Here is a 24,702-nt window from a genome sequence, read left to right on the forward strand (position 1 = left end):
GAGACTTCCTCAATTTGAGGGGTGTAATCTCCCTCCACGAACAAAAAATGGGTATTCCCCTTTCCTAGATCTTAGCGAGCCACAGCCAAAAAACGGTGTGGAAAAGTAGGGACTCAGGGATCATGCGGCCCATGGCCATCATTTTTTTGGCAGCTTATAAGGACATTATCCGTGGAACCTTCAACAACCATCCAAAAAATGATGGCCAACAACCGCATCGTAGTTCCCGCATACCAGCGTGCCTATTCCTGGGAGACACCCACCGATACTAGTGGCCGCAGCACTCAAACAGACGTCTTCCTTTCGGATTTGGAAGATTATCGAGCCAGCAATACCCGAAGCCCTTACTACTTCGGGCATTTTCTGTTTGAGGAAGCCGGGCAACTCTTTCGGGTGATCGACGGCCAGCAGCGTCTGACTACCCTAACCTTGTTTCTCGCAGCGCTGTTCACCCGACTCAAATCCCTTCGCGAATTGACCGACCCCGAGCATATTTGTTTCGAAGACATGATAAGGCGGCGCAGTGAAATCCGCTTCAACACAGTCGACTATGACAATCAATTGTTCGTCGACTACGTAATTGACCAATCCAAAACCGATCACCATGGCCTTGAAACCGCATCCGCCCAGCGAATCGTTCGGGCATTCGACTACTTCAAGGCGCAACTTCGAGATAAATCGGAAGATTATTTGACCGAAATGTTAGCAATCGTCTGCCAGGCGGTTTGCACCACGCACCCGGTGCGAGATGAGTCAGAAGCGATTCAGATGTTCATCTTTCAGAACAACCGCGGGAAACGCCCCTCGAACCTTGAAGTCGTCAAGGCGCAGTTTATGTACACCGTGCACTTGCATGGTCATGACGGCGATCATAAGGCGCAGTTAATCGCCGAAATCAAAGGGCGGTTCGAGAACATCTACAAATCCATCTCCGCCATTGAATACCGAATCAACGAAGATGATGTTTTGCTATATACCCTTCGTGTTGATTTCAATTCTCTATGGGAAAGCAATACTCTAGAAAAAATAGGGAAAATGCTCGCTGGCAATGAACCCATCGAGTTCATTCAGTCTTTCACCCGATCGTTATCTGCTAGTTTTCTCCACCTGTCCGATTTTTTTGGCAAGCACGAGAAGGAACATTTCCAGATCCATTCGTTGGTGACGCTCAGTGGGATTGCGATCACTCTGCCGTTTATCATCAAGGCCTATCGCTACGCTTTGCCGATCACTGACATTGGTGCACTGTGCAGCGCTTTTGAAGGTTTGATCGTGCGCCATCGACTAATTGGTACGCGTGCCGACATTACCGCTCGAATCAACGGAGTTTATGAAGCCTTCACCACTAAAGACAGTAGTATCACCCCGATAGTTGAGCACATCAATTGGTTGAAAAACACGGATAAATCCTGGTGGGCCTATTGGAATACCGAGAAATTGGAAGAGGCGCTGCAGGGGGAAATCAACCATGCAACAGCCAAGCACCTGCTCTGGAAATATGAAATTCACCTAGAGCGTCGCGGCCAGCGGGGCTACATGCCAAAGCGTTTTGACACCATCCAGAGCCCAGAACTCGAGCACATTGCACCTAGGAATGAACCCACAGGCATGCCCCACGGATACGATGAATACGATGAAACGTTCACCTCTGAATATCTGAACTGCCTTGGCAATTACCTACTGCTTTCCAAATCCCATAACTGTGCCGTGGGCAATATCGTATTTGCCAGAAAGCTGGCTACCTACACACACAACGCACAGCAGCGAGAAATAGCCACGTTCGTCACTAACATGCAGATTTGGGGGAAGGACGCGATTCAGTTAAGACACGACAAAATAATTGAAGCATTGATGACTGAGCTATGAAGCGGTGCTCACCCTAGGACGTGCTAGCAGGGACTAGGTCAGGCTAAATGTGAATGTTTGGTACTCACCACTGAAGCCCAATTCGATTCCAATAAGCGCCATAACTAGCTGATTTATTTATAGTTACTAGTTGGAGTACGCTAAATTTTCCAGCGAACGCCATTCGCCCGAAAAACCTAGTCTCGCCAAAACATATCGTTCGTCTGGTGCCGCACCATACAGAACAAAGTCCCTGTAGAAATGCAGGGGTTTTGTTGTTTCTGGGCTTTGGAAAACGTCCACAAAATGTCCACACCTGTTTTTTGCAGTCCATCCGATAGCCAAAGAATCGGGCTGCGGACACCAAAAAAAATTAAGCCCTCGCATTTCTGCGAGGGCTTTGTTGTTTCTGCGGTTTGTAAAATCAGCTCTTAGTGACCCGCGCTCTGCCCACCATCCACATGCAGAATCTCGCCAGTAACAAAGTTCGCGCCATCCAGATAAACCACAGCCTTCGCAATGTCACTGATCTCCCCCATCCGCCCAACCGGATGCAAACTCCCCAACGCTTCATGAGTCTCCTCACCATGCATCGGCGTCTTGATGATGCCAGGGCTCACCGCATTCACCCGAATCCCACGCTTGGCGTACTCAATCGCCAGCGACTTGGTCGCCGCATTCAAGCCACCCTTGGTCAACGAAGCCAATACCGACGGCACGCCATCAATCGCATGGTCCACCAGACTGGTAGTGATGTTGACGACATGACCACTGCCCTGCTTTTCCATCTCGGTAATCGCAAGTTGGGTGATGTAGAAGAACCCATTCAAGTTCACCGACAGCACAGCGGCGTAGTCTTCCTGGGTGTATGCAGTGAACGGTTTGGCAACGAAGATCCCGGCGTTGTTGACCAAAGTATCGACACGGCCAAAACGTTCAATCGCTTCACGGATAACTTGCTGCGCTACTGCCGGGTCGCCGATGTCGCCCGCCACGGTGTGGATGTCTGGATCAGTGGAAGGCTTGATCGAACGCGAAGTGGCGACGACTTTGTAATCCAGTTCACGGAACGCTTTAACCATGCCTGCGCCGAGACCTTGGGAGGCGCCAGTGATAACGATGACTTTTTTCGAATTGCTCATGATGAACCTCAACTAATAAATAATGGTTTGGATAGGTGATGAATCAGGCTTCAACAGGCGCCTGCGCCATTTGTTTCAACATCTGTTCGTAGTACTCGACCGACTGCGAACCGGACACCAGATGACGACCGTTTAGCACCATGGCCGGGACCGAGTTGATGCCGCGTTCGCGGTAAAACTCCTCAAGATCACGTACTTCAGTGGCAAACGCTCCGGACGCCAACACCTCACGGGCAGCCTCCGCATCCAGGCCCACTTCCGCTGCCAGACGAACCAGCGTCTCGCTATCGCTCAGGTTCTGGCCGTCAGAGAAATAACCACGCAGCAAGGCTTTCTTCAGTGCGACCTGCCGTCCTTCCTGCAACGCCCACATCAGCAAACGGTGCGCATCAAAGGTGTTGTAGAAGTGGCTGCGTTTCTCCAGATCGAACGTGAAACCGAGGGCCTCGCCGCGAGCGATCTGCATCGCTTTGCCGGCGGCGACGTCTTCAGCGGTGCGTCCATATTTGCGCATCAAATGCTCGACGGCTTTTTCGCCGACTGCCGGCATGTCCGGGTTCAACTCGAAAGGCTTGTAGGTCAGCTCGACCGAGATTTCACCGGCCACGTTCTCGATCGCCTGCTCCAGCGCCGTCGCGCCTAACGCACACCACGGGCACACCACGTCGGAGATGAAATCGATAGAGACGGAAGCGGTCACGATTTGCCCTCCGCGTCAGCCAGTTGCTTGCGGTACTTGGTCGTGGTCATCCCGGCGTAACCCCAGTTATCGGTGTCGACTTCTTCGATCACGATGTGGGTTAGGTGCGGGTCCTTCTTGAGGACGCGTTCCAGGGTTTCAGTGATTTCGGCGATCACCTGAGCTTTCTGCTCCGAGGTAACGCCATCGCGGGTGATGCGAACGCTTACGAAAGGCATGAGGAAAATCTCCAGTGACCTGCCCCGTCGGGATGATGGGGAGGCGTTGGAGATAAATGTAGGGGGTTGGGTCAGGGGGATAAAGGTGGGGGCGGGAACATCATTAGTTACGTGGTGTAATGATTGCGGCGGCGATGTGCGCTAGAACTGTTTGCAGCAGAAATGTTGAATCGGCCAACCTCCATCTTTCGCAAATGTTAGATATCGCCGAAACGGAGAATGCTCATGGTAATCCAATACTTCGATAGCCCGTTCCACGTCACGCATGACGAGGAAGTCGCCAGCCAAATGGCGGAGGAAATGAAGCTTTCGATACTCATCACTGATTGCATCAAAAACCCGGACGCAAAAGAGAATGAGGTCGCTATCAGATCACCCGTGTCCCACTCGCAAGGTTCCGAGGTTATGAGCAAAGCAATCATCGATGACGTGGTAAAGGTGGCTCGACGCTCCGGGGAATAATTGCCGCAGTAACGTCGCCTCAAAATCCACTCTGCACGAATAAAAAAGCCTCGAACTGCTCGAGGCTTTTTGGCTTGATGAATATCGTTAGAAATCCAGCTTCCTGCATAAAATCGATTATTGCTGCTCAAAAACGATCATAAATCAGGCCTTTTGCATAATAACGTTTAGATATCGGCCAAATCAGTCGCAATTCCTAACAATCTCGGGCCTCCCCGCTCAAACCTCACTCACCTCAAACACAAACGAAATCCTCCGACTACTCGCACTCCAAACATACCGAATGTGCTTCCCCTGCTTCGGAATCGACACCGCTGGCGGTCGAAACGCGGCAACACATTCATGCCCCGGCAACCGAACACTGTTGTAGAGCAATCCCCACGACATCGCTTCACGCAGTTGCCTCGCGAACGCTTGGGACTGACCGTACGCAGTAGGGTCTGGATCATGCAGGTGCGGATAGTTCTGCCGAATGTCATGCAACGGTTTGACGACCTTGTTGACGTAAGTCCGCATGGTCAGCTCAAGATCCGGCTCATTGGTCGCAGCGAGAAATCGTTCCTGGTGATAGCTCGTCTCGGCAATGGCAGCAGCCTGGCTACTGGCCGCGTAGTAGACGCCAAACGTCCCATCCGTAAAGCGGCTGGTTTTACCGATGTGAGTAAACGCCGCCATAACCGGCGTAGAGCCGGGGCCTGAGATTCGATCTTCGGGAGGGACTCGGGAGAGCATACCCGCCTCTTCCATCAACCGATCGTTGGTCAATGCTTCCAGTGCATAGGCAGTGGGCAAGTCTTCCGGATCGAGCACATCTTCAAACAACGAGATCGGCGGAAAGCAGCTGTTAACAATCCGATAGGCCCGCGACCATTGCGGATCGACCAGTTCAGGCGCCATCAACCGCGCACTCCATCGAGGTAGCGGCGCACGTCAGCGATGTCCACCACGCGCCCGACCAGCATGTAATCCAAAGCAGTTTGCCCATTGAACGGCGCAGCGGTGTTGGGGCTGCTGACCCATTTGTAGGCGCGCTCGCGGCTGTTGCTGAAGATGATGCTCAGCGCTTTGTGGATGCCCATCAGGTAGGAAATGCGTTCCAGGGTGTCGTGGGGCAAACGCACATTGGGCGGTAGGTGTTTGTACTTGTAGAACGTGGTGTTGCCGACTTTGCCCAGCAGCGTGCGCTGTTGCTCGGCGCTGCAGCCCCAGCGCTCCATGAGGTTGAAGAAAAACTTGAGCGCGACCCGACCGGCTTCGGGGGAGTCGAGTTGTTGCTGTGGGCTTAGGACTGGTGATGAGGTAGGCATGTGATCGCCTCCGCTGTAATGTCTTGGGTTCAGACTAGTACAGATACGGATAGATATGTGAATTTTATCCGCAAACGGACATACCTAATGCAGGCAAATTGGCACAGATATTATCCGTTACAGAGAAACGACCAGGAGTACGAGACAGATTGTCTTCAGGTGTCGAAAAATTGGTGTTCCGGGGGGGGGGGAATTAAGCAGCCTTTTTGGGCTGCTTTTTTAGAGTAAGAACCGCGTTAATACCACTACACGCGATTTATTTGAATAGCTCGGAGTGACTTCCGAGATCAACAAACGTAATCAAATCGGAACGTGTGTGCTCATAGACCAGCAAAAAGTCGCCACCAATATGACACTCCCGAAATCCAGCCCAATCGCCGGTCAAAGCGTGATCCAGATACTCAGCCGGCAGTTGTTCACCAAGAAACAGCATGACCATCAATTGGCGGACTTCATTCATGTCACGACGCCCAGCCCGCCTGTATCGTTCCCAAGACTTCTTGAATTCTGAAGTTTGTGCGCACTGTTTCGGCAACTCAGCGCGTTTTTGCTTTTTTTCCGGTTTCGCCATCAGCGTCCCTCAGCATGTCGTCTATCGAGCCGAACCGCTGGCGAATATCTCGTGCTTCCAGCATGGCGCGTGCGGTCTTCTCAGAAGGGACGCGCACCTCAAACGGGAGCCCTTGAGTCGCTACGACCTGACGGAGAAAAAGACGCATGGCGTCACTGATGCTCAGCCCGCAAGCGCTCAATACTTCTGTAGCACGCAATTTCAGATCCTCATCAATGCGGCAACGCACGTCAGTGGTTTTCAGTAATGCACCCATGGCAATAACCTCACTGTTAATCTGTAGCTACATTGGCGCTACCTCTGCATTGTGATCGGGGGTCTCATTTTCGGTCAATGCCAAGTTGATGAACGGCCTGACACCAGCTCAATGGACAACGTCCTGGCTATTGGCTGGAAGTTCGTCGACCTATTACAACCGCTCTGGCTAGCGCCAACCATCAGCCCGATCGCAACGCTCCCTAAGACACCTCCGAGACCATTGCAGGAAGAATCCACCACAGCCGTAAGCCCCACCCTCCAAAAAATGCCCAAACCTCTTCGGCCCAAGCATCTTTTTTGACCCCAATCACCCCAACCCCGCCAAAAACCCCGATCCTGTGTAAGCCTCCAGCCATCGGCTGCGGAATCAATTCGCTACTAAACCCGCGACAACTATGCTCAGGTGCAGGAATATAGCCGGCATAGGCGCAGGATCGGCCGCTGAGTACACAACAATTGCCAGCCCACTTTAGAGGGCATTACCCCATGGATAGCAGAACCTTACGCAACCTCATGCGCATTGTGCAGACCGGCTCGTTGTCGGCGGCGGCAGAGCATTCCTGTTTGACGGTGCAGGCGTTGGCCGCGCAGTTGAACAAGGTCGAAGAGCAGTTTGGTTTTCGCCTGTTTCGACGTTCCAACAAAGGCTTGACCCTGACCACCCAGGGCACGGAGCTCACGCCTTATATCGACAAGGTTCTGGTTGCCACGCGGCAGATGGAAGAGAAAGTCGCAGCATTGAAGGTGCCCGGTCAGCGCACGCTGAAGGTGGCGCTGAATACCACGCTGTCGGAGGATTTCAATCGGCGAATGATCGGACGCCTGTTCGAGGTGTTTCCGGATCATCAACTGGAGTTCTCCTACGCCGAGTCGATGGAAAACCTCAGCAAGCTGAAGAATGAAGATTTCGACCTGGCTGTGTTGATTGGCCCGCAGAAGCCTGGATTGCCGAGTATTTTGCTGCCGGACGTGCACGTTCAGGTGGTCGGTGCGCACTGTGGCCAGGAGAACGATCCGCTGGTGATGCTGGGCGACAAGCTTCAGGTTCGTCCGGCGGACGACTGTCCGTATTCCCACAGCTTCTTGCGCTTTCTCGACGCCGGCCTAGGCAATTACGAAACCGGGCAACGGACGATTTATTCCTGCAGCGAAACCCTGACCCTGTCGCTGATCCCGCAAATGGACGGCATCGGCATGGTGTCCCGCGAGGCCGCCCAGCGTAACGGCTTGACCATTTTCCCGGATTTCGAGGATTTCCTCGAAGTGCGGCTGGCGGTCAATAACCCCGAGCTGTCGGGCCAGGCGCTCAGCGATGTGGTCGACCTGCGCCTACATGAACGAGCCGAGCGCAATGTACGCAGCCGTCCCAACCGCCACACTGAGAAAGAGGTTTTTGCTGAAATACGCACATAACAACGTCGGAATCGCGGCATAGAATTCCGGGCGATCGAGCTGCACATGCTGGTCCTTGATCAACAAGGGCGTGAGGCTGATTGCAGCCACGATCGCCACCGGCAGGTATTCCAGCGCCCGCGCAACGAAGGGTGGCCAATGGTCGGTGTTGACCTGCAGCGGCAACGCGCGCGGCAGGAAAGTCACGGCCATCATCAGTACGACGACCAGGATCAGGAACGTTTGGTCAGGCATACACCCACCCCGCAACCCACGAATGTGGCGATAAATACGTTGAATGGCGAGCTGCCGACCAGGCTCAAGGCGCCCATGCAGGCGACCGCGGCCGCAGCGGCGATCAGCTTGTTGCGGGTGTTGCACAGCGACACCAGCACGTAGAGCATCATCGCGGTCAGGGCGTAGTCGAGTTGATACTTGATCAGGTGCGATGCGTACTGCGCGCAGATCGCCCCGAGCAAACCGCCGAGCACCCATGAGGTGTGGCAAAACAGATTGAAGCCGATCAGGTAACGCACGTTGACCGGTGCGCCGCTGCCGAGTTTCACGCTGTGGAAGGCGAACGATTCATCGGTCAGCCCGCCGGCATAACACCAGCGTTCAAATCGGCTGAGGCCCAATGCGCGCAATGCCTTGGCCATGTAGACCGACATCAGCATGTGCCGCGCGTTGATCAAAAACGTGGTGAGGATAATCGTGGTCAGCGACGCACCGCTGGAGATCAGCGCCAACGCGGCGAACTGCGAAGCGCCGGCATACACGAACAGGCACATGGCGACCGGCAACCAAACGGGCAACCCGGCGTTGACGGCCATCAAACCAAACACAAACGACACCGTGAAGTAACCGGCCACGACCGGGCTGGCTTCTGCAAAGGTGCGCGAAGGCTGCGGCTCGACCATCAGCGGCTGGCTGCTGGACGTCTCATTCATAGGTCCCTCTCAAAGGTCGTTTCGCCACGCGGCTCGCAAAAACCCTGGGCAGTCCAAAATCGCTTGCCGGCAAGGTTAGCATCGTCGACAAACAGGAACATCCGCAGTACGCCCACGCGTTTCATATCCGCCGACGCCGCTTCCACCAAACGTTGGCCCACGCCCTGAGCGCGATATTGCGGGCTCACCGCCAAGTGGTTGATGGTGCCACGGCTGCCGAGCATGCCGCCCAGCACCGCGCCGACCACTTCGCCATTGAGGTCGAGCGCCAGGTACGCGGTGGTGGTCTTCTGCACCAATACACCGCGCAGGCATTTGGCATCCTGCCACTCGCAGAACGACACTTCGTCGAACTGCCGGAAAAAGCGCTCCAGGCGCAGCGCATCCTTGGCATTCGCCCGCCACAGCATCACTGATGCCGAGGCGCTGTCCATGAGGTCGAGCTGTTCAGCGAACAATGTCGAAAGCGGTCCCAGGCCGCGAGAAAGAAATCGCCAGGATTTGCCGGTACGCCATGTCGTGGGAATGCACATTGCGCGCCGGGGTCACGTAGTGGCGCATATCGCGATCGAGGAAGAACGTGGTGTCGAGAATTTCCTGATAGGTCGTCGACGCCAACTGCTCTTCGTGTGAGCTGTAGAGACGACTCTCGGCCCCCTCCACGTTGTTGCGTCCCCAGAAGTGCACGCCGCTGAACGGATAACCGTCGCAATGAATGCCTTCAGGGGTGATTTCCAGTTGTTTGCCCGGCTTGATCTCGATGCGGATCTGATGGATCTGGCATTGCCAGATTTGATCGTGCAGCTCCGGCGGCAGGACGTTTTTGTACACTTCAAAGTCGATGTCGATGAGGCTGCGCATCACCGGCGAATTAATCACTTCATCGGAGAAGTCCTGGAAGTGACGAATCATTCCGCCGACGTAGCTGTTGTTGGCCTTGGATTGAACATAGGCACGGTGTTCCAGCTGCTTCAGATCGCGGGTCACCGGGTTGTATTCAAAATCGCTGTAGCGACGGAAACGCATACCGGATTCGGCCTGGCCGTAATAGCTGTCCGGCTCCATGTTTTCCCAACTTCTGGTCAGTCTGACGAAGTCGGCGAAATGACCGTAGAGATTGAAGTCACCACCCTGGACGTTGACAAATTTGTCGCGCCTTAGCGATTCGCCAACTTCTCTGTTTAAAACGATCATTACTAGTCTCCGCTGCGTTGAGCGGCCTAATCTATTAGGTGCGGGATTTCCGTCCCATGAGAAAGAATTTCAGGCATCTCAAGCGTTGCTTGAAGCGCGGTAAAAAGATGCTTTGAATCGACTTTTTTATGCTCAAAAAAGCGTTTTTAGAACGTTTTTACCAAAATGCCGCCCAAAAAAACCCCGAGCCAGTCGGGGTTTTTTAGTGAGTTTTATCAACTCAAGCGATCATCAGAAGATGTTGATCGGGTAATCCACGAACACGCGCACTTCGTTACCGCTGACGTTGTACTCGCTGGATTTCTGCGACACACGCAGGATCGAGCTGCGCAACTTCACGCTCAGGTCTTTGGCCGGGCCACTTTGCACGACGTACTTGAACTGGTTGAAGATCTCACGCTCGGTGCCACCTTCGCTGGTGGACGTGGTGATGTTGTCACCGCGCACATAGGCGAAGTTGTAGCTCAGGCCCGGAACGCCGAAAGTGCTGAAGTCCAGGCCGTAGCCCAGCTGCCAGCTGCGTTCGTCTTCGGCGTTGAAGTCAGACCAGTAGGAGTTGGCCAGGTAGATGGTGTTGCCGCCATCGCCGACGCGACCTTGATCTTTCTGATAGCCGCCGTAGGCGTAGCCCAGGTTGCTGTCGCCAGTGCTGCGCTGGTGAGCGAGCGTGAACGAGTGCGGGCCGGTGGCGAAGGTCGCTGCCAGGCTCCAGATCTTGTTGTCGTCGCCGGTGATACCGTTTTCGCGGACGTAGGAATTGTCCAGCTTGGTGCGGTAGCCATTGAAGTCCAGGGTCAGGGACTGATCCTTGTCGATCGGGAACACGTAGTTAGCGTTCACGTATTGCTTCTTCAGCACGTCTTCGACGTCGGACGCGTAAACCGAAGCCTTGAACTGTTCGGTGAACTGGTAGCTGCCGCCCAACACGTTGATCGACTTCAAGCCACCGCTATCACGGCCTTCAGCGCTTTTACGCGATTCGGCGGTGAAGCGACCGGCGTTCAGGACCAGGCCTTTGATCTCCTTGGAAGTGATCAAGGTGCCGGTGTAACTTTCTGGCAGCAGGCGCGAATTGTCGTAGTTCAGCACCGGCAATTCCGGCATCTGGTCGCCGTAGGTCAGCGTGGTGCTCGACAAACGGAATTTGACGGCTGCGCCGCCCTTGGACAAGTCGTTGGCCGGGTTGCCGCTGTCGCCCTTCTTGAAGAAATCGATGCCCTGGGCACCGCTGCGGTCTTCACTGCGCTCCAGATTGAGGGCGTACAGACCGAAAGCGTTTACGCCGACACCAACGGTGCCTTGGGTGAAACCGGACGAGAACGTACCGATGGCCGCTTGGCCCCACTCGGATCTGTCCGGGTTGCCGTCTTTGTAATCACGATTGATGTAGGCGTTGCGCAGCAGCACTTTGAGGCTGCTGTCTTCAACAAATCCCTTGGCTTCGGCCTGGTCGTTAGCCATGGCCTGTGTAGCGCTCAACATCCCCAGAGCGATCAGGCTGATTCGCTTGTTCAACATATTATTTTCCTTATTACCGGTTGATACGCGCTGTGCCGAACGGCTGAAACGGCGCTGTTGCGCTCTTTTTTCACCCTGAAACAAAAAGGCCCGCCCACGAGCGATCGCGGCGGGCCTTTTATTGTTTTGTGAGTCGTGGCGGTTGGCCACAGGCGTTGGCGCGAATCCTATCCGCGCCCTCAAGGTTATGTCAATTTCATGAATCGTCTGAGAATAGGTAAAAATCGTCTAAGAAATCCGCGTCCGCGAGTGTCAGTTGCACGATTCGACGGGAATTCAGTGGATGCAGCCGTCAAGGCCGCATGCTTGAAACTCAGCCGCCGGGGCTTGGGCTGGAAGTGATTGACTGAGCCATGCGGCAAACGCTTCAGGCTTACCCAGCCACGGGCCGATGTCGATCAAAGTGAATTGGCCGTTCTGTTCCAAGGCGAAAGTCGGGAAGCCTTGGCCGCCGACATTGGCCAGCAGTGCGCGGCTCTCCTTGATGTGGCGATCCGTGTCGACTTCTTTATAAGCACTTTGGAAAATTTGCGGTTCGAGACCGATGGCGTTCGCCAACTCCAGCAGCACCGCTTCGTCAGCGATGCGGCGCCCTTCCAGATAATGAGCACTCTGCAAACGACCCAGCAATTCCAGTCCGCGCCCGGCGATCTGCTCGGCCGCCAGCACCGCGGCAATCGGCGGTGCGGAATCGAAGACAGCGGTTTCATCGCGCAGCAAACCTTCGAAATACGCCTCGCCAAACGGCTGGCCGGTGAATTCGGCAATGCGCCGATCGTGGGGCATCACGTAGTTGCGCAGTTGTGGCGAAACGGTCTGGCGATTGGCGCCGGTCATCATGCCGCCGCCGTGAGCAATCACCGGCAGTACGGCTTGGGCGGCCTGCACCAGAGGTTTGGCGCCGTAGCACCAGCCGCACAACGGGTCGTAAATGTAGTGAAGGTTCATGGGAAAACTCCGGCGAAGAGGTGGGAAAAATCGATGCCGGCAGACTAGTCCCAAGACCGTTTCGGAAAAACGCTGGAATGGCTTTCAGTCTGTTTCGTGAATCGGTCGAATGCTTGCTGCGACTCACTGTAGCAATCAAGACACAATTCGAAACAATCAAACCGCCGCCTCTATCAGGAATAATTAACGGAAGTAAATAGCAAGCATTACCATTCGCGCCCTACACGATACCGCCTAAATTCCTACGGACGCGTCCTTCAATGCCTGCCCCCTTTCGTCTTACTTCCTACAGTTTTGGCCTCTCTGCTCTGCTGTCTGCCGGTTTTTCCTACGCTGCGCCTACAACCTTGCCCGAAACATCCATCAGCGCCGAAACAGCTGAAGCCGACGACCCACGGGTAAAAGAAACCAGCACCGCCACGCGCACGGCAACCCCGGTGCGTTATGTGCCGCAAGCCATCGACTCGATAAAAATCGCCAACGTCGCGGATTACGGCACCAATGACCTGGGCACTGCGCTCAGCGGCATTCCCAACGTCAGCAGCGGCGCCGACACCCGCTTCGACAGCCTGCGCATCCGTGGTTTCGACGCCAGCAACGACTTCTACCTCGACGGCATCCGCGACGACAGCCAATACGTGCGCGACTTGCACAACATCGAGCGCATCGAAGTGCTCAAGGGCCCGGCCGCCGTGTTGTATGGCCGTGGCAGCCAGGGCGGGATCGTCAACCGCGTCAGCAAGCTGCCGGAATTCGGTCGCCGCTCGACCATCGAAGCCCAAGGCGGCAGCGAAGATTTGCGCAGCCTTTATGCCGACCTCAGCACTGATCCGAGCGAGAACATCAGCCTGCGCTTGAACATGGGCAACATGGACGAAAATAGCTTCCGTGATGGCGTCAGCGGCAACCGCAAATTGTTCGCGCCATCCATGAGCTGGCAACTGACGCCGGACTTGAACTGGCTGGTGCAGTACGAATACAGCCGCTACAACCGCACGCCGGATCGCGGCGTTCCCGGGGTCAATGGGCGCCCGGCGGATGTAGGACGGGATACGACCTACGGCAACGATCACGATTTCATCGACGACAAGTCGCAATCCCTACGCTCAAAACTCAGCTATGAACTCAGCGATAACTGGCAGCTGCGTCATACGCTGGGTGTGTTCAAGCTCGACAGTGATTTCGACAACACCTACCAGACGGGTTACACCCCAGCCACCAGAAGAGTCACTCGCCAGCATTGGCAGCAGGACTTGACCACGCGCAACGTGTTCAACAACGTAGAGCTGGAAGGTGGCTTCGACACCTTCGGCCTTGAGCATCGCCTACTCACCGGTATCGAGATCGGCAGCCAGCGCCGCGATCCAAAGTTGTACAACGCCGCCACATCCGGGGCGGGCAGCTCTCCGGTACCCGCGCTGGATCTGTACAACCCGAACCGCGACTTGCGCCATACCGGACGCATGCAGGTCTCCAGCGACAACCACACAGAAGTCGAAAGCCGCGCGGTGTACGTGCAGGACCAACTGCGCCTGAACGATCAATGGCAACTACTGGCCGGTTTGCGTTACGACACCTTCGACATCGAATCGACCAACAAGCTGCGGAACATTTCCGAAGATCGCGACAGCCACAGCACCAGCCCCCGTGTAGGAATTGTCTGGACGCCGCTGCAGAATCATTCCTTCTACGCTTCCTGGACCAAGACGTTCTCGCCTGTGGGCGGCGGCCTGATCGGCATCACCCCGGGCGTGGCCGGCAACAGCAACGACTTGAGCCCGGAGCTGACCAAGCAAAAGGAAATCGGCGTGAAGAGCGACTGGCTCGACGATCGCCTGAGCACCACCCTGGCGATCTACGAACTGGAACTCTACAACCGCCGCACCAGCGATCCACTCAACCCGACCGTCACCTTGCTCACCGGCGAGCAACGCTCCCGTGGTGTCGAGCTGACCGGCACCGGCAAACTCGGTGGCAACTGGTATGTGCGCGGTGGCGTGGGCGTGCAGGACGCGACCGTCGTAAAAGACAACAATGGCTTTGAAGGCAAACGCGTCAGCAACGTGGCCAAACACAACGGCAGCCTGTTCCTGACCTGGAAACCGGAGATGGGTTGGTACGCCGAGACCGGCCTGACATTTGTCGGCGAGCGCTATGCTGACAACCTCAACACCACGGTCCTGCCGGGTTATGGACGTTGGGATGCACTGGCCGGGTTCCGGCAGAAGGATTGGGACTTGCGCGCGGCGTTGAACAACATCAGCGACAAGACCTATTACTCGTCGGCTACCAGCCAGTATCAGATTCAGCCAGGGGCGCCGCGTAGCCTGGTGGTGACCGGGACCTACAGCTTCTAATCGATACCCTGTGGGAGCGGGCTTGCTCGCGAAAGCGGTGTGCCAGTCAGAGAATTGTTTACTGACACTCAGCCTTCGCGAGCAAGCCCGCTCCCACATTTGATCTCCGGTGTTCATAAAACCTTTGCCCATAAAAAAGCGCCGCCCTCCCGGCAGCGCTTTCGGCAATCCTTTGTTGTTCTTTTTATCCTTCCATCACATCCCACAACGCTTCCAGTTCCGCTTCGCTGAATAAACCAGCGGGGTAGCGCTCGATCATCATCCGGCGCGGATCAGGTTCCCTGATCTGACGCGTTCCATTGGATTTCAACCAGTGCGCAAGGATCTGCAGCGATTCGCCATTGACTGCCAGGGGATGCAATGCCCGCTCGCTCACTACGTTCACTTCGGCGTTCATTTCGGCGCTCTCTCCCGGTTTGTGAGCGGCTAACTTATCCAAGGTTTATGACAGAACATCGCAGTTCTCCCCTCCCTGTATTGCGCCATGACAGATACAAGAGCTGTGCCAATGTTTCCGACCTGTCGATGAGCGGATACAAAAAAGCCCGCAGTCCTCACGGGCTGCGGGCTTCCTGTCAAACAGAGGGCGGAAACGTTTGCGAGAGTGAATAGGCAATCAACTCAAGCTGTTACAACCCCACTCACTCGTTGTGCGGCGCGGGCTGTTGTTGAGTAAGGCAGTGGATGTTACCGCCGCCCAGTAACAGTTCGCGGCCCGGCACCATCACCACTTCGTGCTGTGGGAACAGGCTCTGCAGAATCTCCTTGGCCGGACCGTCCAGCGGATCGTCGAAGCTCGGCGCAATGATGCCGCCGTTCACGATCAGGAAGTTCACGTAGGAACCGGCCAGACGCACGCTAGGATTGCGTTCCTGGGTGCCGTCCACCGGATCGACACCGGCGCACTCTTCTTCGGTCGCATACAGCGGCCCCGGAATCGGCATCTTATGCACCGTGAATGGGCGCCCTTTGGCGTCGGTGCTGCTTTCCAGCACTTTCATCGCCGCCTGGCAACGCGGGTAGTTCGGGTCCTGCGGGTCATCGGTCCAGGCCAGCAATACTTCGCCCGGACGCACGTAGCAGCAGAAGTTATCCACATGCCCGTCAGTTTCGTCGTTGAACAAACCGTCCGGCAGCCAGATGATTTTATCCACAGCCAGATTCGCGCTGAGCACCGCTTCAATGTCCGCACGATTCAGGTGCGGATTGCGATTGCGGTTGAGCAGGCATTCTTCGGTGGTGATCAGCGTGCCTTCGCCGTCGACGTGAATCGACCCGCCTTCGAGCACGAAGCCTTCGGTGCGGTAGCGTTGGTTGCGCTCGATCTCGAGGATCTTGCCGCCGACCTGGGAGTCACGGTTCCACGGCGAATACAAACCGCCGTCAAAACCGCCCCAGGAGTTGAAGTCCCAGTTCACACCACGGACTTCGCCGCTGTTGTTGATGACGAAAGTCGGGCCGGTGTCGCGCACCCAGGCGTCATCGCTGGACATCTCGACCACGCGGATATTCGGCACGTCGAGACGTGCACGAGCGTTTTCATATTGGCCGGCGGATACCGCCACGGTCACCGGTTCAAAACGCGCGATGGCCTTGGCCACCGCAACGTGTGCGGCTTGCGCCGGTTTGCCGCCCAGGCGCCAGTTGTCCGGGCGCTCGGGCCAGATCATCCAGGTTTGGGTTTGTGGCGCCCACTCGGCGGGCATGTAGAAGCCGTCGGCGCGCGGGGTGCTGTTTAAAGTGGTCATGCAGTCAGGACTCCAGGGAACCGTCGAGGGTTTTCAGCGCATTGTATAGGTTCGGGCGACGATCACGGAACGAGCCCCATGCACTGCGGACGTGCTCGAGTTCATCGAGGTCGAAGCTGTGAACCAGCACACCCTCTTCGGTCTGGTCGAGTTCCTGGACCTTTTCGCCGAACTGGTTGGCGATAAACGACGAGCCGTAGAAGGTAATGTCGTAGCCGTCCTGTTCTTCATTGCCGATGCGATTGCTGGCGATCAGCGGCATCAGGTTGGCGCCGGCATGGCCCTGTTGCACACGCTGCCAGTGGTCACGGGACGAGATGGTCTTGTCGTGGGGCTCGCTGCCGATGGCGGTCGGATAGAACAGGATTTCCGCGCCGAGCAGCGCCATGCTACGCGCACATTCCGGGAACCACTGGTCCCAGCAGATGCCCACGCCGATTTTCGCGTAACGGGTGTTCCAGACTTTGAAGCCGGTATCGCCGGGGTTGAAGTAATACTTTTCGTGGTAGCCCGGGCCGTCTGGAATGTGGCTTTTCCGATAAATCCCGAGGTTGGAACCGTCGGCATCGATGATCGCGATGCTGTTGAACCGCGCGCGGCCCGCCAGCTCGTAAAAGCTGATCGGCAGCACCACTTGCAGTTCTTTGGCGACTTTCTGGAAATGCTTGATGGCGACGTTGTCTTCAACGGTCGTGGCCAGTTGCAGGTAATCCGGGTTCGGCTTCTGGCAGAAGTACGGCGCCTCGAACAATTCCTGGATCAGGATGATCTGCGCACCTTTGGCCGCGGCCTCACGGACCAACTTCTCGGCGGTCTCGATATTCGCTTCGAGATCCCACGAACAAGCCATCTGGGTGGCGGCTACGGTAACGATACGGCTCATGAATCATCTCCTGGGTCATTTTTATAGGAAGGCAATGGCGACTTTATAGCCGATAAATATCGGCTTTAGAAGCTTCCGGGATGCCTTTCATCTAAAAACAACAAGAAAAAGCCGATAACAATCGAACTTAACCGCGGTCCATGTGGGAGCGGGCTTGCTCGCGAAAGCGGAGTGTCATTCAGCAATTATGTCGACTGACACTCCTCTTTCGCGAGCAAGCCCGCTCCCACAGGGGGATGGTGTTTACAGGCCTTCTGCGAGCACCTTCGAGAGCATATCGACAAAGAAATCCACACTCTGCCGCGAGGTCACCATCGGCGGTTTGATCTTGAGGACGTTGAGGAAATCCCCCGTCGGCTGCATGAAAATCCCCAGCTCACGCAGGCGATCACACAGCGCCGTGGTTTCTTCGGTCGCCGGCTCCAAAGTTTCGCGGTTTCGGATCAGTTCTACGCCCAGGTAAAAACCGGAACCATGCACCGCGCCCACCAGCGGGTGAATATCGATCAGCGCTTCAAGCCGCTGCTTGAAATAGCCGCCGACGACCTGCGCGTTTTCCCAGAGTTTTTCCTCTTCCATCACATCCAGCACTGCCATGCCGATCTGGCAACTGACCGGACTGCCGCCCGCCGACGAGAAGAAATACCCCTCGGCCTCCAGCGCTTCGGCGATTTCCCGGCGAGTGATCACCGCGCCCAATGGCTGGCCGTTGCCCATGCCCTTGGCCATGGTGATGATGTCCGGCACCACGCCCTGCTCTTCGAAGCCCCAGAAAAAGTGGCCCATACGGCCATAACCAACCTGCACTTCATCGGCGATGCACACGCCGCCCTGGGCGCGGACCAGCGCATACACCTGCTGCAAATAGCCCGGCGGCAACGAGATTCCGCCCGCGTTGCCGTACACCGGCTCACAGATGAAACCGGCCAACTGGCGTTTCTGCTCGGCGATTTTCGCGAGGTTGTGCTCGACGCTGCGCACGTAGTCCGGCGCGCTGTCCGGGCCACGGAATTCGCCGCGATAGGTGTTCGGCGCGATGACCGGATGCACCCAGTCCGGGCGGCTGCTCAAAGCCTTGGGGTTGTCGGCAATCGAAGTCGAAACTGCGTCCGCACCCACCGTCCAGCCGTGATAGGCCTCAAGCACGCTGAGCATGTCGCGCCCGCCGCTGTAAGCCCACGCCAGGCGAATCGCCAAGTCGTTGGCCTCGCTGCCGCTGTTGACCAGGAACACGCGGTCCATGGAATCCGGCGCCAACTTCAACAAACGCTCGGAGAACTCGGCAACTGCCGCGTAGTTAAACCGAGAGTTGGTATTGAGCAGCGACCACTGACGACTGGCGACAGCAGCCATGCGTGGATGACCGTGACCAAGCACCGCGACGTTGTTGAGCATGTCGAGGTAGGAGCGGCCCTGCATGTCGATCAGGTGATTGCGCCAGCCGCGCTCAATGCGCGGCGGATCGACGTAATAATGTTTTTGAGTGCGGGCGAAACTCGCGTCGCGACGGGCCAACAAAGTCTGCGAATCGAGTTCTTCTTCAGCATCACACGCCAGCCCCAGCAGCACTGCCGGCGACGGACACAACGCTTGCCAGGCCAACGCGCGGGACGGCGAGCAAAACAGCGGCGCATCGAACGAAGCCCCTCGGCACAACTGCACGATCAGCGGCCCGCTGACCGAACCCAGCACCTGACCTTTGACCAGCGCCGCACCGACGTGCAGCGACGGGGTCACGCCCCACAGGCGCACGCTCAGTTGCGGGCCGTCGAGTTGCAACACGCCCGCCGCCGGTTGGTGAACAACACCGGCAAACGGTGATTCGACGGCGGTGCCAACCGGCACTCGCAATTCCACGTGCAGAGGGCAGGTATCCGGCTCAGTAGCGCTGTCCGGCCGGGTGCGGGACAAACGGTATTGACCATAACGACTGGCCGCCAGACCGTGGGTCGCCGCGGCTTCGGTCAGCAGACGCTGATCAATCCCTTCTTGCTCCCAGTTACCGGCCTCGAAATGCGGACTGAGAACGCCCAGGTCAATCAGGGCAAATTCACGACCGACCAGGCTCGGCAACAACGGAGCGAAACCTTCACTGCCGATACTCGGCAGGTGCTGGCCGACGGCGGTCAAAATAGCCGCTTCCATCAACTCCAATGGCACCGAAGTCGCAACGCGGAAGATTTCCCATTCGTGGGTCAGGTTGTCGCGACTGTATTGATTGCCTGGATCAACGCTGACCTGCTGCTCGCCACTGAGCACCAGCACTGCCGCGCGAGCCACGATCAACGGCCAGAGCGCTTGCAACTCTTCATGCTGCAACGGATTGATCGCGTGATAAGCCTGGACCGCCGGCACTATGTAGAACGGATCGCCATTGGCGTGGTGCAGCAAAGCCGCGCAGGTCACCGACAGATCGGTAATGCGCCAGGTGCGGATCAGATCACCGAAATCGATCACGCCCTGCAACTGCCAACGGCGTTGCGAATCAAGGCGCCAGACCACGTTGTCGTCGGTGATGTCCATGTGAATCGCCTGCACCGGCAGCTTCTCCACCAACGGCAGCAAGCATCGTTCAGCGTGTGCAGCGGCGTCGGCAATCAACCCGCGTTGCTGATCATTCTCGATGATCGGCAGCAGGTGGGTGATCAAGGCGTTAGCGTAGCGGGCGTCCCACTGCAACGTGCGCTCCAGCCCCGCGTGGTCGAAACCGGCCAGGGCCAGATCCATTTCACCGCAGAGCCGACCGAAACCGGCGACCACTGCACCCGGCAAATGATCGAGATGCGTCAGCGACTGGCCTTCGATGTACTCCAGCAGGCGCGCATGCACGGCCTGCCCGCCGACTTCCAGCGACAGCAGGTCTTCACCATTAAGCGCAGGCATCACTTTCGGCACCGGCACGCCGGAATGTTCGGCCAAATGCTTGAGCCCCGCGTGCTGTGCTTGTAGTTCCAGCGCCGAGTAATCACCCCGGCAGATTTTCAGGACGAAACGGCCGCGCTCGGCGTCGACGCGAAAGTTGAGGTCCTGCTGGCTGCCCAGGGACTGCAATGAGCCGCTCAACCCGTAATGTGCCTGCAACAGCTCTAGCGCTTGATCCACAGACACTTGGGGGCTGGGCAAACTGGCGCGGTGAATCAACGTGGCGAGCGGCATACAACGACCCCTGAGATTTTATTAGGCGCTTATATCGCCACCGCTTGCAGCGATACGCAACCCCCGAGCTGCGGCTGCAAACATCAAAAGACAATCGCAGCCCTCGCGCCAGACGGCACTTTGCGTAAGAATGTCGGCCATCAACGCCTATTGCTGGAGAAACCCCATGAATGTAGTCACCACCGACCTGCCAGGTGTTCTGATCATCGAGCCCAAGGTATTTGGTGACGAGCGCGGCTTCTTTTATGAAAGCTTCAACGCCAAGGCTTTCGAAGAAGCGACTGGCCTGAATACGAAATTTGTTCAGGACAACCATTCCCGCTCGCAAAAAGGCGTGCTGCGCGGTCTGCATTACCAACTGGAAAACACCCAGGGCAAACTGGTGCGCGTCACCGCCGGTGAGGTGCTTGACGTGGCGGTGGACATTCGCCGCAGCTCGCCGCACTTCGGCAAATGGGTCGCTGTACGCCTGTCCGCCGAAAACCATCGTCAACTTTGGGTTCCGGAAGGTTTCGCCCACGGCTTCGTGGTGCTGAGCGAGTTCGCCGAATTCCTCTACAAGACCACCGACTACTACACTCCGTCGGCCGAGCGCGCCATTCGTTGGGATGACCCGGACCTGGCCATCGACTGGCAACTGGACGAAGCGCCGCAGTTGTCCGGCAAGGATCAGGCCGCCGCGTTCTTCAAGGACGCTGACGTCTTTTCCTGAAACGCTGCCTGAATCTTCACCACAACAGCGCGCCTGGCCCCAGGTGCGCAGACTGCGCCCGCAACCCTAGGCATAATGCGCCTGTACCCCCAGGCGCTCGATGCTCATGACTCCGACCCTCCCCCGCAGACCCCGCTGGCGCAGCCTGGCCCTGCTTGCCCTGTGCCTGGCGCCGTTGTTGTGGCCGTTGGAGCATCTGGCCGAGCGCTATTACCGCAGCGAACTGGCCGGGCAGAACCGTCAAACCCTCGACCTCTACGTCGCCAACCTGCTGGGCACCCTGCACCGTTATGAAGTATTGCCGCAGATTCTCGGCGACCTGCCCGCCCTGCGCGCCGTGCTCGGTGCGCCTGACGATGGCGTCACGCAGGGCAATGCCAATCGTCTGCTGAAAAACATCAGCGCCCAGACCGGCGCTGAAGTCATGTACCTGATGGACACCAGCGGCAAGACCCTGGCGGCGTCCAATTGGGATAAACACGACAGTTTTGTCGGGCGAAATTTTTCCTTCCGTCCGTACTTCAGCGAAGCCATGGCCGGGCGGCTCGGACGCTTTTTCGGTCTGGGCACCACCTCGGCGAAACGCGGTTACTTCTTCGCCGCCGCCGTGCGTGAAGGTGAGAAAGTCATCGGCGTATTGGTGGTCAAAGTCGATCTCGATCACACCGAAAGCCTCTGGGGCAAAACCCCCGAGCAACTGCTGCTCACCGACCATAACGGCGTGGTCATCCTCACCTCGCGGCCCGAGTGGCGCTTTCGCTCGACTCGGACCTTGAGTGACGACGAGAACCAAGCGATAAGCGCGATCCAGCCCTACCCGACCCGCAATCCCAAGCCGTTGAAGCTCAATCCCAACGCCTGGCTGACCCAGACCCAATCAATCGCGGAAACCGGCTGGAACGTCAGCATCCTCGCGCCCCGCACCCTGATTGATCGCCCGGTGCGCACAGTCGTGGCCATCGGTGGCGCGACCCTGCTGGTGTTGATGTTGTTGCTCGGCCTGATGATGCAGCGCCGCCGCCATTACCTCGAACGAATCGCCTTCGAAGCCAAGGCCCGTCGCGAACTGGAAGGCCGGGTGGCCGAGCGTACCAGCGACCTCGAAGGCCTCAACCGACGCCTGAAGCAGGAAGTGCTGGAACGTGAACAGGCCCAGCAAGAACTGGTGCGCGCCCAGGATGATTTGGTGCAGGCCGGCAAGCTCTCGGCGTTGGGGACGATGTCGGCAAGTATCAGCCACGAGCTCAACCAGCCGCTGGCGGCGATCCGCAGCTACGCGGAAAACGCCGAAGTGCTGCTCGATCATCAACGCACAGACGATGCCCGGGGCAACCTCAAGCTGATCAGCGAGCTGACCGGGCGCATGGCCTCGATCATTGCGCACCTGCGCGCCTTCGCCCGCCGCGATCGCCACGCCCCGGAAAGCGTCGCGCTGCAACCGGCGCTGGACGATGCCCTGGCGTTGTTGGCCAAACGTCGCCGGAGCATGGAAGTCGAGCTGATCCGCGATCTACCGGCCGCCACCTTGTGGGTCGAGGCCGGGGAAACCCGTTTGCGCCAAGTGCTCGGCAACCTGCTGGCCAACGCCCTCGACGCCCTCACCGAAAAAGGCCCGCCGCGTAAACTCTGGTTGAGTGCCCAATCCACCACCGACGGCGTCAACCTGTACATTCGCGACAACGGCCCCGGGTTTTGCCTGGAAGCGCTGGGTCGCGCCGGCGAGCCCTTCTACACCACCAAGACCCGCACACAGGGCCTTGGGCTGGGGCTGGCGATATGCGACACCCTGATGCGCGCCTTCGGCGGTGAACTGTCGTTCTCCAACCACAAGGAGGGCGGCGCCCTGATTACCCTGAAGCTACGCGCCGGCGCGCCGGGTGTGAGCCTGCAACCGTCCGAGGACCGAAGTGCATGACCATCGATAACCGCATCCAGGTCGTGTTGATCGACGACGATCCCCATCTGCGTCAGGCCCTGAGCCAGACCCTGGACCTGGCCGGCCTGAAAATCCTGCCGTTGTCTGAAGCTAAAGGCGTGGTCGGGCAACTGGAGCGTGACTGGCCGGGCGTGGTGGTCAGTGATATCCGCATGCCGGGCATGGACGGCCTCGAATTGCTGACCGAACTGCACGCCCAGGACCCGGAACTGCCGGTGCTGCTGATCACCGGCCACGGCGATGTGCCGCTGGCGGTGCAAGCGATGCGTGCCGGCGCCTATGACTTTCTGGAAAAACCCTTCGCCAGCGACGCCCTGCTCGACAGCGTGCGCCGCGCCTTGGCCTTGCGCCGACTGGTGCTGGATAACCGCAGCCTGCGTCTGGCCCTGAGCGATCGCAATGAATTGAGCACCCGACTGGTCGGGCAGTCGGCGCCGATGTTGCGCCTGCGCGAGCAGATTGGTGCATTGGCAGCGACCAAGGCCGACGTGCTGATCCTCGGCGAAACCGGTGCCGGCAAAGAAGTGGTGGCGCGGGCGCTGCATGATTTGTCGAGTCGTCGTAACGGTCCGTTCGTGGCGATCAACGCCGGGGCCTTGGCCGAATCGGTGGTGGAAAGCGAGCTGTTCGGTCACGAGCCCGGCGCCTTTACCGGAGCGCAAAAGCGCCGTATCGGCAAGTTCGAGTTCGCCAACGGCGGCACGCTGTTCCTCGATGAAATCGAAAGCATGAGCCTGGATGTGCAGGTCAAATTGCTGCGCATGTTGCAGGAGCGTGTGGTCGAGCGATTGGGCGGTAATCAGCTGATCCCGCTGGATATCCGCGTCATCGCCGCGACCAAGGAAGACCTGCGCCAGTCCGCCGATCAGGGCCGCTTCCGCGCCGACTTGTATTACCGGCTGAATGTCGCGCCACTGCGCATTCCTCCGCTGCGCGAACGCGGCGAAGATGCGTTGATGCTGTTCCAGCATTTCGCCGACGAAGCCAGCGCCCGCCACGGTTTGCCGCCCCACGAATTGCAACCGGGGCAACGGGCCCTGCTGCTACGGCACTCCTGGCCGGGCAATGTGCGCGAACTGCAAAACGCCGCCGAACGCTTCGCCTTGGGCCTGGAACTGGCCCTGGACAACAGCGCCCCGGACGGCGGCGTCAGCATCACGGTGGAAGTAGTCAGCGGTGGTCTGAGCGAGCAGGTGGAAAACTTCGAAAAATCCCTGATCGCCGCCGAACTGGCCCGGCCCCACAGTTCGGTGCGCAGCCTCGCCGAAGCCTTGGGCATTCCGCGCAAGACCTTGCACGACAAGCTGCGCAAGCATGGTCTGAACTTCGCCGACAGCGGCGCCCACAGCCACACTGACGAGCTCGATTGAGCTACCGTCAAATCATCACTTCCCAACGAGAGACC

At 57.6% G+C, this 24,702-nt stretch carries 24 protein-coding genes; 7 read left to right on the forward strand and 17 right to left on the reverse strand.

Annotation, left to right across the window (positions count from 1 at the left end):
* The first annotated feature begins 171 nt into the window (after window positions 1–171).
* Window positions 172–1,866, forward strand: coding sequence for a GmrSD restriction endonuclease domain-containing protein (locus tag NK667_RS25665; protein ID WP_054616507.1), 1,695 nt, complete (start codon window positions 172–174; stop codon window positions 1,864–1,866).
* 410 nt (window positions 1,867–2,276) lie between these two features.
* Here NK667_RS25665 and NK667_RS25670 read toward each other — a convergent pair whose 3' ends face one another.
* From NK667_RS25670 to NK667_RS25680, 3 genes are read right to left on the reverse strand one after another with little or no spacing between them, the layout of a single operon-like run.
* On the reverse strand, window positions 2,277–2,987 hold the full coding sequence (locus tag NK667_RS25670; protein WP_054616508.1) for an SDR family NAD(P)-dependent oxidoreductase: 711 nt from the start codon (window positions 2,985–2,987) through the stop codon (window positions 2,277–2,279).
* Window positions 2,988–3,030: 43 nt separating this feature from the next.
* On the reverse strand, window positions 3,031–3,687 hold the full coding sequence (locus NK667_RS25675; protein WP_054054352.1) for a DsbA family oxidoreductase: 657 nt from the start codon (window positions 3,685–3,687) through the stop codon (window positions 3,031–3,033).
* Complete coding sequence (locus NK667_RS25680; RefSeq protein WP_054616509.1) at window positions 3,684–3,905, reverse strand: tautomerase family protein; 222 nt, start codon at window positions 3,903–3,905, stop codon at window positions 3,684–3,686. Before NK667_RS25680 ends, NK667_RS25675 begins: the two co-directional genes overlap by 4 nt.
* 225 nt (window positions 3,906–4,130) lie before the next feature.
* Here NK667_RS25680 and NK667_RS25685 point away from each other — a divergent pair, with 225 nt between their 5' ends.
* On the forward strand, window positions 4,131–4,367 hold the full coding sequence (locus NK667_RS25685; protein ID WP_063869700.1) for a hypothetical protein: 237 nt from the start codon (window positions 4,131–4,133) through the stop codon (window positions 4,365–4,367).
* A gap of 219 nt (window positions 4,368–4,586) precedes the next feature.
* Here the strand turns inward: NK667_RS25685 and NK667_RS25690 are convergent, their stop codons facing one another.
* The 4 genes from NK667_RS25690 to NK667_RS25705 form a co-directional block, all read right to left on the reverse strand.
* On the reverse strand, window positions 4,587–5,264 hold the full coding sequence (locus NK667_RS25690; protein WP_054616510.1) for an RES family NAD+ phosphorylase: 678 nt from the start codon (window positions 5,262–5,264) through the stop codon (window positions 4,587–4,589).
* Entirely contained in the window at window positions 5,264–5,674 is a 411-nt protein-coding gene (locus NK667_RS25695; protein ID WP_054054346.1) for an MbcA/ParS/Xre antitoxin family protein, read from the reverse strand. The genes NK667_RS25690 and NK667_RS25695 overlap by 1 nt, the downstream gene beginning before the upstream one ends.
* 256 nt (window positions 5,675–5,930) lie before the next feature.
* Window positions 5,931–6,245 (reverse strand): type II toxin-antitoxin system YafQ family toxin, encoded by a 315-nt coding sequence (locus NK667_RS25700; RefSeq protein ID WP_054616511.1) that lies wholly within the window; start codon window positions 6,243–6,245, stop codon window positions 5,931–5,933.
* Complete coding sequence (locus tag NK667_RS25705) at window positions 6,211–6,501, reverse strand: type II toxin-antitoxin system RelB/DinJ family antitoxin (RefSeq protein WP_054616512.1); 291 nt, start codon at window positions 6,499–6,501, stop codon at window positions 6,211–6,213. The genes NK667_RS25700 and NK667_RS25705 overlap by 35 nt, the downstream gene beginning before the upstream one ends.
* Window positions 6,502–6,989: 488 nt before the next feature.
* On the opposite strand from NK667_RS25705, the gene NK667_RS25710 reads away from it, so the two are divergent.
* Entirely contained in the window at window positions 6,990–7,916 is a 927-nt protein-coding gene (locus tag NK667_RS25710; protein WP_054616513.1) for a LysR family transcriptional regulator, read from the forward strand.
* Here the strand turns inward: NK667_RS25710 and NK667_RS25715 are convergent.
* From NK667_RS25715 to NK667_RS25740, 6 genes are all read right to left on the reverse strand, one after another.
* On the reverse strand, window positions 7,833–8,150 hold the full coding sequence (locus NK667_RS25715) for an AzlD domain-containing protein (protein WP_010464672.1): 318 nt from the start codon (window positions 8,148–8,150) through the stop codon (window positions 7,833–7,835). The genes NK667_RS25710 and NK667_RS25715 overlap by 84 nt on opposite strands.
* Entirely contained in the window at window positions 8,129–8,845 is a 717-nt protein-coding gene (locus NK667_RS25720) for an AzlC family ABC transporter permease (protein WP_054054335.1), read from the reverse strand. Before NK667_RS25720 ends, NK667_RS25715 begins: the two co-directional genes overlap by 22 nt.
* Window positions 8,842–9,279 (reverse strand): GNAT family N-acetyltransferase, encoded by a 438-nt coding sequence (locus tag NK667_RS25725; protein ID WP_177331470.1) that lies wholly within the window; start codon window positions 9,277–9,279, stop codon window positions 8,842–8,844. Before NK667_RS25725 ends, NK667_RS25720 begins: the two co-directional genes overlap by 4 nt.
* Window positions 9,280–9,292: 13 nt before the next feature.
* Entirely contained in the window at window positions 9,293–10,039 is a 747-nt protein-coding gene (locus tag NK667_RS25730; protein ID WP_054616514.1) for a 2OG-Fe dioxygenase family protein, read from the reverse strand.
* A gap of 231 nt (window positions 10,040–10,270) precedes the next feature.
* A complete protein-coding gene (locus tag NK667_RS25735; RefSeq protein WP_054054330.1) occupies window positions 10,271–11,557 on the reverse strand; it encodes an OprD family porin in 1,287 nt (428 codons plus the stop codon).
* Window positions 11,558–11,833: 276 nt separating this feature from the next.
* Window positions 11,834–12,505 (reverse strand): DsbA family protein, encoded by a 672-nt coding sequence (locus NK667_RS25740; RefSeq protein WP_054616515.1) that lies wholly within the window; start codon window positions 12,503–12,505, stop codon window positions 11,834–11,836.
* Between the two features lie 260 nt (window positions 12,506–12,765).
* Here NK667_RS25740 and NK667_RS25745 point away from each other — a divergent pair, with 260 nt between their 5' ends.
* Window positions 12,766–14,862: a TonB-dependent receptor gene (locus NK667_RS25745; RefSeq protein ID WP_054616516.1), complete on the forward strand. Its 2,097-nt coding sequence runs from the start codon at window positions 12,766–12,768 to the stop codon at window positions 14,860–14,862.
* Between the two features lie 184 nt (window positions 14,863–15,046).
* Here NK667_RS25745 and NK667_RS25750 read toward each other — a convergent pair whose 3' ends face one another.
* The 4 genes from NK667_RS25750 to NK667_RS25765 all read right to left on the reverse strand — a co-directional run bounded on the left by NK667_RS25750 (window position 15,047) and on the right by NK667_RS25765 (window position 20,649).
* Window positions 15,047–15,259: a hypothetical protein gene (locus NK667_RS25750; RefSeq protein WP_054047717.1), complete on the reverse strand. Its 213-nt coding sequence runs from the start codon at window positions 15,257–15,259 to the stop codon at window positions 15,047–15,049.
* 244 nt (window positions 15,260–15,503) lie between these two features.
* Window positions 15,504–16,610 carry an agmatine deiminase gene (gene aguA, locus NK667_RS25755; RefSeq protein ID WP_054047719.1) on the reverse strand — a complete coding sequence of 369 codons (1,107 nt, stop codon included), beginning with the start codon at window positions 16,608–16,610 and terminating at the stop codon, window positions 15,504–15,506.
* 4 nt (window positions 16,611–16,614) lie between these two features.
* The gene (gene aguB, locus NK667_RS25760; RefSeq protein WP_054616517.1) at window positions 16,615–17,493 is read right to left on the reverse strand and encodes an N-carbamoylputrescine amidase; all 879 of its coding nucleotides are present in this window, start codon (window positions 17,491–17,493) and stop codon (window positions 16,615–16,617) included.
* Between the two features lie 243 nt (window positions 17,494–17,736).
* Complete coding sequence (locus tag NK667_RS25765; RefSeq protein WP_054616518.1) at window positions 17,737–20,649, reverse strand: aminotransferase; 2,913 nt, start codon at window positions 20,647–20,649, stop codon at window positions 17,737–17,739.
* 166 nt (window positions 20,650–20,815) lie between these two features.
* On the opposite strand from NK667_RS25765, the gene rfbC reads away from it, so the two are divergent.
* The 3 genes from rfbC to NK667_RS25780 all read left to right on the forward strand — a co-directional run bounded on the left by rfbC (window position 20,816) and on the right by NK667_RS25780 (window position 24,667).
* Window positions 20,816–21,361, forward strand: coding sequence for a dTDP-4-dehydrorhamnose 3,5-epimerase (gene rfbC, locus NK667_RS25770; protein WP_054616519.1), 546 nt, complete (start codon window positions 20,816–20,818; stop codon window positions 21,359–21,361).
* A 106-nt stretch (window positions 21,362–21,467) separates the two neighbouring features.
* On the forward strand, window positions 21,468–23,276 hold the full coding sequence (locus tag NK667_RS25775; protein WP_054616520.1) for a sensor histidine kinase: 1,809 nt from the start codon (window positions 21,468–21,470) through the stop codon (window positions 23,274–23,276).
* The gene (locus tag NK667_RS25780) at window positions 23,273–24,667 is read left to right on the forward strand and encodes a sigma-54-dependent transcriptional regulator (RefSeq protein WP_054616521.1); all 1,395 of its coding nucleotides are present in this window, start codon (window positions 23,273–23,275) and stop codon (window positions 24,665–24,667) included. Before NK667_RS25775 ends, NK667_RS25780 begins: the two co-directional genes overlap by 4 nt.
* Window positions 24,668–24,702: the final 35 nt, after the last annotated feature.

The sequence above is a fragment of the Pseudomonas nunensis genome, from assembly GCF_024296925.1.
Lineage (GTDB): Bacteria > Pseudomonadota > Gammaproteobacteria > Pseudomonadales > Pseudomonadaceae > Aquipseudomonas > Aquipseudomonas nunensis.

Excerpts from the sequence above, each read along its gene's own strand:
- NK667_RS25670 (WP_054616508.1), bottom strand. The coding sequence starts at position 2,987 with ATGAGCAATTCGAAAAAAGTCATCGTTATCACTGGCGCCTCCCAAGGT.
- NK667_RS25680 (WP_054616509.1), bottom strand. The coding sequence starts at position 3,905 with ATGCCTTTCGTAAGCGTTCGCATCACCCGCGATGGCGTTACCTCGGAG.
- NK667_RS25685 (WP_063869700.1), top strand. The coding sequence starts at position 4,131 with ATGGTAATCCAATACTTCGATAGCCCGTTCCACGTCACGCATGACGAG.
- NK667_RS25690 (WP_054616510.1), bottom strand. The coding sequence starts at position 5,264 with ATGGCGCCTGAACTGGTCGATCCGCAATGGTCGCGGGCCTATCGGATT.
- NK667_RS25695 (WP_054054346.1), bottom strand. The coding sequence starts at position 5,674 with ATGCCTACCTCATCACCAGTCCTAAGCCCACAGCAACAACTCGACTCC.
- NK667_RS25700 (WP_054616511.1), bottom strand. The coding sequence starts at position 6,245 with ATGGCGAAACCGGAAAAAAAGCAAAAACGCGCTGAGTTGCCGAAACAG.
- NK667_RS25705 (WP_054616512.1), bottom strand. The coding sequence starts at position 6,501 with ATGGGTGCATTACTGAAAACCACTGACGTGCGTTGCCGCATTGATGAG.
- NK667_RS25710 (WP_054616513.1), top strand. The coding sequence starts at position 6,990 with ATGGATAGCAGAACCTTACGCAACCTCATGCGCATTGTGCAGACCGGC.
- NK667_RS25715 (WP_010464672.1), bottom strand. The coding sequence starts at position 8,150 with ATGCCTGACCAAACGTTCCTGATCCTGGTCGTCGTACTGATGATGGCC.
- NK667_RS25720 (WP_054054335.1), bottom strand. The coding sequence starts at position 8,845 with ATGAATGAGACGTCCAGCAGCCAGCCGCTGATGGTCGAGCCGCAGCCT.
- NK667_RS25725 (WP_177331470.1), bottom strand. The coding sequence starts at position 9,279 with ATGGACAGCGCCTCGGCATCAGTGATGCTGTGGCGGGCGAATGCCAAG.
- NK667_RS25730 (WP_054616514.1), bottom strand. The coding sequence starts at position 10,039 with ATGATCGTTTTAAACAGAGAAGTTGGCGAATCGCTAAGGCGCGACAAA.
- NK667_RS25735 (WP_054054330.1), bottom strand. The coding sequence starts at position 11,557 with ATGTTGAACAAGCGAATCAGCCTGATCGCTCTGGGGATGTTGAGCGCT.
- NK667_RS25740 (WP_054616515.1), bottom strand. The coding sequence starts at position 12,505 with ATGAACCTTCACTACATTTACGACCCGTTGTGCGGCTGGTGCTACGGC.
- NK667_RS25745 (WP_054616516.1), top strand. The coding sequence starts at position 12,766 with ATGCCTGCCCCCTTTCGTCTTACTTCCTACAGTTTTGGCCTCTCTGCT.
- NK667_RS25750 (WP_054047717.1), bottom strand. The coding sequence starts at position 15,259 with ATGAACGCCGAAGTGAACGTAGTGAGCGAGCGGGCATTGCATCCCCTG.
- aguA (WP_054047719.1), bottom strand. The coding sequence starts at position 16,610 with ATGACCACTTTAAACAGCACCCCGCGCGCCGACGGCTTCTACATGCCC.
- aguB (WP_054616517.1), bottom strand. The coding sequence starts at position 17,493 with ATGAGCCGTATCGTTACCGTAGCCGCCACCCAGATGGCTTGTTCGTGG.
- NK667_RS25765 (WP_054616518.1), bottom strand. The coding sequence starts at position 20,649 with ATGCCGCTCGCCACGTTGATTCACCGCGCCAGTTTGCCCAGCCCCCAA.
- rfbC (WP_054616519.1), top strand. The coding sequence starts at position 20,816 with ATGAATGTAGTCACCACCGACCTGCCAGGTGTTCTGATCATCGAGCCC.
- NK667_RS25775 (WP_054616520.1), top strand. The coding sequence starts at position 21,468 with ATGACTCCGACCCTCCCCCGCAGACCCCGCTGGCGCAGCCTGGCCCTG.
- NK667_RS25780 (WP_054616521.1), top strand. The coding sequence starts at position 23,273 with ATGACCATCGATAACCGCATCCAGGTCGTGTTGATCGACGACGATCCC.